Source organism: Paenibacillus sp. N119s (assembly GCF_059447605.1).
In genome coordinates this window covers 1-4,845 of record NZ_JCAJRU010000310.1, presented here as the reverse complement: position 1 = coordinate 4,845, position 4,845 = coordinate 1, and the positions used below count along the sequence as shown (strand labels likewise).

The 4,845-nt window shown below is 47.7% G+C and carries 4 protein-coding genes; all 4 read right to left on the bottom strand.

Annotated features, from left to right (window positions below; genetic code table 11):
* Positions 1–558: 558 nt before the first annotated feature.
* Complete coding sequence (locus AC5V8P_RS23445) at positions 559–1,845, bottom strand: adenylosuccinate synthase (RefSeq protein WP_064797510.1); 1,287 nt, start codon at positions 1,843–1,845, stop codon at positions 559–561.
* A 377-nt stretch (positions 1,846–2,222) separates the two neighbouring features.
* On the bottom strand, positions 2,223–3,581 hold the full coding sequence (gene dnaB, locus AC5V8P_RS23440) for a replicative DNA helicase (RefSeq protein ID WP_063211707.1): 1,359 nt from the start codon (positions 3,579–3,581) through the stop codon (positions 2,223–2,225).
* A gap of 2 nt (positions 3,582–3,583) precedes the next feature.
* Positions 3,584–4,027 carry a 50S ribosomal protein L9 gene (rplI, locus tag AC5V8P_RS23435; RefSeq protein WP_064797509.1) on the bottom strand — a complete coding sequence of 148 codons (444 nt, stop codon included), beginning with the start codon at positions 4,025–4,027 and terminating at the stop codon, positions 3,584–3,586.
* Positions 4,024–4,845 (bottom strand): DHH family phosphoesterase (locus AC5V8P_RS23430; protein WP_495473916.1); only part of this gene is annotated, 822 nt, incomplete at its 5' end. The genes rplI and AC5V8P_RS23430, both read right to left, overlap by 4 nt.

Here is a 4,845-nt window from a genome sequence, read left to right as displayed (position 1 = left end):
ATTATATAGTATAATTTTTTATTTTTAGAACAAACTCTCAATAGGTATCCCACAAAACTAGAATTTTAAAAATTAAAAGCTGGTATCTCAATTGCACGTAATGTAGTGAAAACAAAGGGATAACCAGAAGCGTGATAAAAAGGAGAGTTCAAAATGAGTAAATTAACATTAGAAAAAGGTTTAATTCAGTTGGATGAGGATAATGAAATGATTAAAATGAACGGCGACCAATGTAACCATCCATGTCCCTACTGCACTACCAGTTACAACAATTGTATATTGTCTTCACTACATTGGGGATCTCATCGTTGCGCTAATGGACATACGTATTAGGTATGGAATTTTGGCGAAGTTCCCTCCTAATGTGCTAAAGGGGGCTTCGAAACGCTTAAAACATTCTCCTCTAAACTCACCATAAGAGAAGGCAAGACGGATAAGTGATAATCATTTCTGCTTCATCTTCCGAATTTATATAAGACAAAAACAAAAGAGAAACCCGTAGTCTTTGAAAAAGATTGGGTTTCTCTTTTGTTTTGCGGAAATAACTATCAATTTGTTTTACAAATAAATCGGAAGCACTTGGTTCGTTTGATCGCGATTACGACCAACCGAGAAGATAGCAATTGGGATGCCAGTCAACTCAGATACACGTTGTACATAATGGCGGGTAGTCTCCGGTAGCTCCTCCAGTGTTTTCACGCCAGTAATGTCCTCGCTCCAGCCCGGCATTTCTTCATATACCGCCTCGCACTCTGCCAGCATTTTCAGACTTGCCGGGTAATGCGTAATGATCTCGCCACGGTATTTGTAGCCTGTACAGATTTTGACTGTTTTCAGGCCTGTCAATACGTCCAACGAGTTCAGGGACAGACCCGTTAATCCACTGACGCGACGGGCATGGCGCACAACAACGCTGTCAAACCAGCCTACGCGGCGTGGACGACCTGTAACCGTACCGTACTCATGACCTGTTTCACGAATATAATCGCCGATTTCATCATGCAGCTCGGTTGGGAAGGGTCCATCACCTACACGGGTTGTGTACGATTTAGCTACCCCGATCACTTGTTGAATCTTGGACGGTCCCACGCCGGAACCGATACAAACTCCCCCAGCCGACGGGTTAGAGGACGTAACGTATGGATACGTACCTTGGTCGATATCGAGCATAACGCCTTGTGCACCCTCAAACAATACCTTACGATTCGCATCGATTGCATCGTTCAGCACAACAGATGTATCTGCTACATAAGGACGGATAAACTCAGCATACTCCAGATACAGTTTCAATATTTCTTCAACATCCAGCGGCTCGCCACCGTATACTTGTTCAATCACTTGATTCTTTTCCTTCGTCAGATGGCGCAGCTTTTTCTCGAACTCCTCCGCATCCAGCAAATCAGCAATCCGGATACCGTTACGTGCAGCTTTATCCATATAAGCAGGGCCGATCCCTTTGCGAGTCGTACCAATTTTGTTAGGACCTTTGCGGTCTTCTTCCAGCGCGTCCAGCGTCATATGGTAAGGCATAATGACATGTGCGCGGTCACTAATGACCAGATTTTTTGTGGAAAAACCATTATCATGAATATAAGTAATTTCTTCAATAAGAGCGGCTGGATTCACTACCATGCCGTTGCCAATAACACACTTTTTATCTTCATAAAAAACGCCGGATGGAATCAGGCTCAGCTTATACTTTTTACCGTCAATGAGAATCGTATGACCAGCATTGTTTCCGCCTTGGTAACGGGCCACCACTTCAGCGCTTTCCGCCAGATAGTCCGTGATTTTACCTTTGCCTTCGTCTCCCCATTGTGTCCCCACAACGACTACAGTTGACATATTTCATTCCTCCGTGGAGTGCCCACAGACACTCTGATTTTGAGCTGACGCGCTAACGCATATCTGGCTTCAACCACCTCAGCGGACAGATATGGAGCGTTCTCGGACAGCAGGAAAAAACGTCCGTCGCAGACATTCCGCAAGTTCGGAAAGTCCCGGGCGTAATGATCTCCCACTGCGTTGAAGCAGCACTATAAGTGTACCAGTACCATTTTTTAAAGTCAAATAAAAAGCGAACATTATATTACATGAAAATAGTATTGTTCGTAATTGAGAGTTTTCAATCATGCTTTGAAAATATATGAATCCTATAAAAAGGACTCTCTCGAAATCGCAATATCCGCGTCGAAAGAGCCTTTTCTAATTATAATAATATATTAACCTGCGAACGCATCTGAATGGGCACGCTCGTAATTAGCGAATTTATTATAATTTTTGAGAAATACCAATTCTACCGTACCGACCGGGCCGTTACGCTGCTTGGCAATGATAATTTCAATAATGTTTTTCTTTTCCGTTTCCTGATTATAGTAATCATCCCGGTACAGAAACGCAACGATGTCAGCATCCTGCTCGATGGAACCCGATTCCCGCAAGTCACTCATCATCGGCCGCTTATCTTGACGCTGCTCTACACCCCGGCTCAGCTGAGAAAGGGCTATTACAGGCACTTCAAGCTCACGGGCGATTTGCTTCAATGTCCGCGAAATTTCGGATACCTCCTGCTGCCGGTTCTCGCCCGCTTTACCGCGTCCGTGAATGAGCTGCAAGTAATCGATCACGATCATGCCCAGTCCCTTTTCCGCTTTGAGACGGCGGCACTTGGCACGGATATCAGCCACAGTAACACCGGGCGTATCATCGATATAGATTTCCGCCTCCGACAAGGCTGCAATGCCCATGGTTAGCTTCGCCCAATCTTCGTCGCCTTTGAATTCACCTGTCCGCATAACGTTCGCGTCCAGGTTCGCCTCGGCACAGATCATCCGCTGCACGAGCTGAGCCGCCGACATCTCCAGACTGAAGATGGCAACAGTCTCTTTAGCCCGTACTGCAACGTTTTGTGCGATATTCAGGGCGAATGCCGTTTTACCTACAGATGGACGGGCAGCCACAATGATCAGGTCATTGCGCTGGAAACCGGCTGTCATCTTGTCCAGGTCAACGAATCCGGATGGAATTCCGGTGGTGTTGCCCTTGTTCTGATGCAGCATTTCGACACGGTCGAACACTTCCATCACGACATCGCGGATGGCGATAAAACCACTGCCGGAGCGACCATTGGAGATTTCCATAATCTTGCGCTCGGCATCGCTCAGCATACCGGCCACATCTTCGCCGTTGCTATAGCCTTCACTTACAATTTGTGTAGCTGTGCGAATCAAGCGACGAAGCATCGCTTTTTCCTCAATGATCTGGGCATAGTAATCCACGTTAGCCGCTGTCGGCACCCCATGAGCTAGCTTCGCCAGATAACTGACACCGCCGATATCCTCCAACTGACCTTTGTCTTGAATTTTTGAGGTCAGCGTAACTAAGTCAATCGGCTGCCCGGATTCACCCAGCTCAATCATTGCTTCGTAAATCATCTGATGAGCTTTATCGTAAAAGTCCTCGGTCTGCACGCGCTCCATTGCGGTAATCAGTGCTTCAGACTGGAGCAAAATAGACCCGATAACCGCCTGTTCAGCCTCCAGATTTTGCGGAGGAATCCGATCAAAAAATTCGCCGCCCATAATTATTCTTCAATCACCTGTACTTTCAGCGTAGCCTTGACCTCAGGATGAAGCTTGACGGTCATTTGAGTCACGCCGAGCGTACGGATCGGTTCTTCCAGCTCGATTTTGCGTTTATCCAGTTTGATACCCGTTTTAGCAACAGCCTCTGCGATTTGCTTGCTTGTAATCGCGCCGAACAGCCGTCCGCCTTCTCCAGCCTTTGCTTTGAGCTGAATTGTAGTCTCTTCCAGCTTTTTGCCGAGTACTTGTGCCTCTTCCTTTTCCTCTTGCTTGCGTTTTTCCTCAGCAGCATTTTGGTTTTCCAGCGTCTTCATATTCCCTTCCGTTGCTGGACGGGCAATACCACGCGGCAACAGAAAATTCGCTGCATAACCGTCGGATACTTCCTTAACCTGCCCCTTTTTACCTTGGCCCTTCATATCTTTAATGAATATTACCTTCATTCAAATAACCCCTCTTCCCCATCAATTTCGGCCAGTACGTCGACCACTCTGCGCCTCGCTTCCTCCAGCGAGCAATCCAGCTGAACCGCCGCATTCGTCAGATGTCCTCCGCCGCCTAGCCGTTCCATGACGACCTGTACGTTCATGCGCCCGAGTGAACGGGCACTGATCCCCACCAGGCCGTCAGGACGTTCACTGACCACAAAGGAGGCCAGTACGTCCGTCATATTGAGCAATGAATCCGCCACCTGAGCAATCAGGAGCTGCGGTATTTTCTGCCCGGGCTCGGTCACCGCTAGGGCGATATGCCCATATATCATTTTAGCATGCTTAATAATTTCCGCCTTAGCAATATATTCATCCAGGTCCTCTTTTAACATGCGCTGGATCATGACTGTATCTGCTCCGCTACGTCTTAAGAAACCAGCAGCCTCGAACGTACGTGAGCCTGTATGCAGGGAGAAATGCTTGGTATCGACCGTGATCCCCGCCAGCAGTGATGTTGCCTCCAGCGGTGTCAGCTGGACCTTCTCATGAATATACTGCAACAGCTCGGTCACCAGTTCACAGGCTGATGACGCATACGGTTCCAAATAGATCAGAACAGAGTCATTAATAAATTCCTCGCCTCGACGATGATGATCCACAACCACCACCCGGCTGGCCGTCTGCACCAGACGCGGCTCAATCGTCATTGAGGCCTTGTGCGTATCCACCACAACCAGCAGGCTGTGCTCTGTCATCATCTGAAGCGACTGCTCTGGTGTCAGGAGTGCTTGCGACAGCTTCTCATCCTTGTTTACCTGCTCCATCATTCG